This window comes from Halorhodospira neutriphila, from assembly GCF_016584055.1.
Classification (GTDB): domain Bacteria; phylum Pseudomonadota; class Gammaproteobacteria; order Nitrococcales; family Halorhodospiraceae; genus Halorhodospira; species Halorhodospira neutriphila.
In genome coordinates, this window is the sequence record NZ_NRSH01000178.1 from 1 (window position 1) to 3,371 (window position 3,371).

Here is a 3,371-nt window from a genome sequence, read left to right on the forward strand (position 1 = left end):
ACTGACCCCGGCGCCTCCGGCAGTCTCCGGGGCCCGCCCCCGAGCCGCCCCGGAGACTGCCGGAGGCGCCGGGGGTCAGTCCGCGGCGGCGTGCTCGCGCAGGGTCCGCTCGAGGGCCGCCTCGTCGAACTCGGCGGTGACCACCGCCTCGCCGATGCCGCGGAGGAGCACCAGGCGCAGCCGGCCGCCCTGGACCTTCTTGTCGACGCGCATCAGCGCCCGGTAGCGCGCCAGCGGGATCGGCGGCGGGGCGGTGGGCAGGCGCAGGCGCTGGAGCAGCGCCTCGGTCCGCGCCCGGTCGCGCTCGTCGAGCCAGCCGAGGGCCGTGGACATGCGGGCCGCCATGGCGATGCCCGCCGCCACCGCCTCGCCGTGGAGCCAGCCGCTGTAGCCGGTGTGGGTCTCGATGGCGTGGCCGAAGGTGTGGCCGAGGTTGAGCAGGGCCCGGCTGCCGGCCTCGCGCTCGTCGGCGGCGACCACCTCGGCCTTGTTGCGGCACGACTCGGCGACGGCGTGGGTCAGCGCCGCCGGGTCCCGGCGCAGCAGCGCCTCGGCGTGGGCCTCGAGCCAGTCGAAGAAGGCCGCATCGCGGATCAGGCCGTACTTGACCACCTCGGCGAGCCCGGCGCTGAGCTCGCGCTCGGGGAGGGTGGCGAGGGTGTCGGTATCGGCGATCACCGCCCGCGGCTGGTGGAAGGCGCCGATCATGTTCTTGCCCTGGGGGTGGTTGACGCCGGTCTTGCCGCCGACGGCGGAGTCGACCTGGGCCAGGAGGGTGGTCGGCACCTGGAGGTAGCCGACCCCGCGCTGGTAGGTGGCGGCGCAGAAGCCGGCGAGGTCGCCGACGACGCCGCCGCCGAGGGCGACCACGGTGGCGGTGCGGTCGAACTGGCCCTCGATGAGGGCGTCGTAGACCCGCTGGCACGTCTCCAGCGTCTTGTACGCCTCGCCGTCGGGCAGGACCACGGCGCGCCAGTCGCAGCCGGCGAGCCCGGCGGCGGCGCGCGCCTGGTAGAGCGGGGCGACCGTCTCGTTGGTGACCAGCAGCGCCCGGCCGCCGGCCAGGTGCTCGCCGATCAGGCCGCGGCCGAGCAGCCCCGGGCCGATGTAGATGGGGTAGCTGCGCTCGCCGAGCGCCACCTGCAGGGTCCGCATGCCGTCGCTCCTCACTCCCGCCTCGCTCCTACTCCGCCGCCGCGCCCTCGAGGGCGCGCACGATGCGCTTGGCCAGCGCCCGGGCCCGGCCCTGGCCCGCCTCCACGACGATGTCGGCCACCTCGCGGTAGAGGGGCTCGCGCTCGCCCATCAGCCCCTCGAGCCGGCCCCGCGGGTCGTCGCCCTGGAGCAGCGGGCGGCTGGTGTCGTGGCGGGTCCGCTGCAGCTGGACCTCGACGGGGGCGTGGAGGTAGACGACCACGCCGCGCGCGCCGAGGGCGTCGCGGTTGGCGGGCGTGGTGATCGCGCCGCCGCCGGTGGCGAGCACGAGGCCGTCGCGCTGGCTGAGCTCGTCGATCAGCGCCGCCTCGCGGGCCCGGAAGCCGGACTCGCCCTCGAGGTCGAAAATCCACGGGATGCTCGCGCCGGTGCGGCGCTCGATCTCCGTGTCGGCGTCGACGAACTCGAGCCCGAGCAGCGCCGCGAGCTCGCGGCCGACGGTGCTCTTGCCGGCCCCCATGGGGCCGACCAGGAAGACCCGGTGCGGCTTGTGCCAGCGTGCCATGCGCCTCACTCTATCAGCCCGCCGCGCCCCGCGGTATGGCACAGTAGTGCGCCATGGACCCGCGACAGATCCGCGAGGGCGATCACGCCATCGTCTACGACGCCGCCCGCCTGGCGCCGCCCGGCCCGGCCCTCTTCGAGCCCGAGGCGGCGCAGCGCCGCGGCTGGCTCACCGGGCGGCCCGACGGCGGCCGCGGCAGCGCCTGCTTCCTGGAGGTCGACGGCGTCCCGGCGGTGCTGCGCCCCTACCGGCGCGGCGGCCTGCTCGCCGGGCTCCTCGAGGACCGCTACCCGCGCCGCCGCCTGGCCGCCACGCGGCCCTGGCGGGAGTGGTGGCTCCTCGCCCGCCTCCACGCCGAGGGGCTGCCCGTGCCCGCCCCCCTGGCCGCCCGGGTGACCCCGCAGCGGCTCTTCTACCGCGGCGAGATCGTCGTCGAGCGCCTGGCGGCCCGGACCCTGGCCGAGACCCTCCGGCGCCGCGCCCTCGAGGCCGCCGAGTGGCGCCGCGTCGGCGAGGCCATCGGCCGGCTCCACCGGCGCGGGGTCGATCACGCCGACCTCAACGCCCACAATATCCTGCTCGGCGAGGCCGAGCCCGGCACCGTCCACGTCATCGACCTCGACCGCGCCCGCCTGCGCCGGCCGGCGCGGGGCTGGCAGCGGCGCAACCTGCGCCGGCTGGAGCGCAGCCTCGACAAGCTCGCCGCGACCTTCGCGGCCCCCGGGGCCCGCGGCGAGGCGAGCCGCTCGGCCCTGCTCCACGGCTGGCGCCGGCCCACAGGAGGGAGCCCGCCCGATGCCTAGCACCGACCCGCCCCGCTCGCTCTGCCTGCTGCGGCTGTCGGCCATCGGCGACGTCACCCACGTCGTGCCCGTGGTGCGCACCCTGCAGGCCCACTGGCCGCAGACCGCGATCACCTGGATCGTCGGCCGCACCGAGCACCAGCTCGTCGGCGGCCTGGAGGGGGTGCGCTTCCGCGTCGTGGACAAGGGCGACGGCCTCCTCGGCGCCCCGGCGCAGCTGCGCCGGGCGCTCGCCGGCGAGCGCTTCGACGTGCTGCTGCACATGCAGGCCTCGTGGCGCGCCAACCTCCTCGCCCGCGCCGTGCCCGCCGAGCGGCGCATCGGCTTCGACCGCCCCCGCGCCCGCAACGGCCAGGGGCTGTTCTGCGAGCGCCGCATCCCCGGCCCCCACCGGGTCCACGTCCTCGACGGCTTCTTCCAGTTCCTCCAGGCCCTCGGGCTCGAGGGGCGGGAGCTGCGCTGGCGGATCCCCGTGCCGGCGGCCGCCGAGCAGCGCGCCGGGGAGCTGCTGCCCGCCGGGCGGCGCTTCCTGGCCATCAGCCCGTGCACCTCCGCCCGGGCCCGCAACTTCCGCAACTGGTCGGCGCAGCGCTACGCCGCCGTGGCCGACCACGCCTACCGCGCCCACGGCCTCGAGCTGGTGCTCACCGGCGGCCCCACGGCCCTCGAGCGCGAGTTCGCCGAGGCCATCGCGGCGCAGACCGCCGCCCCGGTGACCGACCTCATCGGCGCCACCTCGCTGCCCGAGCTCCTCGCCGCGCTCGGCCGCGCCAGCGCCTTCGTCGGCCCCGACTCCGGGCCGCTGCACATGGCCAACGCCGCCGGCGTGCCCGTCGTCGGCCTCTACG

The 3,371-nt window shown here is 77.1% G+C and carries 4 protein-coding genes; 2 read left to right on the plus strand and 2 right to left on the minus strand.

Annotation, left to right across the window (positions count from 1 at the left end):
• Positions 1–75 precede the first annotated feature (75 nt).
• Positions 76–1,155, minus strand: coding sequence for a 3-dehydroquinate synthase (aroB, locus tag CKO13_RS11330; RefSeq protein WP_200261080.1), 1,080 nt, complete (start codon positions 1,153–1,155; stop codon positions 76–78).
• Positions 1,156–1,183: 28 nt separating this feature from the next.
• On the minus strand, positions 1,184–1,720 hold the full coding sequence (aroK, locus tag CKO13_RS11335) for a shikimate kinase AroK (RefSeq protein ID WP_200261083.1): 537 nt from the start codon (positions 1,718–1,720) through the stop codon (positions 1,184–1,186).
• A gap of 53 nt (positions 1,721–1,773) precedes the next feature.
• Here aroK and CKO13_RS11340 point away from each other — a divergent pair, with 53 nt between their 5' ends.
• A complete protein-coding gene (locus CKO13_RS11340) occupies positions 1,774–2,523 on the plus strand; it encodes a 3-deoxy-D-manno-octulosonic acid kinase (protein ID WP_200261086.1) in 750 nt (249 codons plus the stop codon).
• Positions 2,516–3,371, plus strand: an 856-nt coding sequence (locus CKO13_RS11345; RefSeq protein WP_200261089.1) for a glycosyltransferase family 9 protein, incomplete at its 3' end; no start/stop codon positions are given. The genes CKO13_RS11340 and CKO13_RS11345, both read left to right, overlap by 8 nt.

Excerpts from the sequence above, each read along its gene's own strand:
- aroB (WP_200261080.1), bottom strand. The coding sequence starts at position 1,155 with ATGCGGACCCTGCAGGTGGCGCTCGGCGAGCGCAGCTACCCCATCTAC.
- aroK (WP_200261083.1), bottom strand. The coding sequence starts at position 1,720 with ATGGCACGCTGGCACAAGCCGCACCGGGTCTTCCTGGTCGGCCCCATG.
- CKO13_RS11340 (WP_200261086.1), top strand. The coding sequence starts at position 1,774 with ATGGACCCGCGACAGATCCGCGAGGGCGATCACGCCATCGTCTACGAC.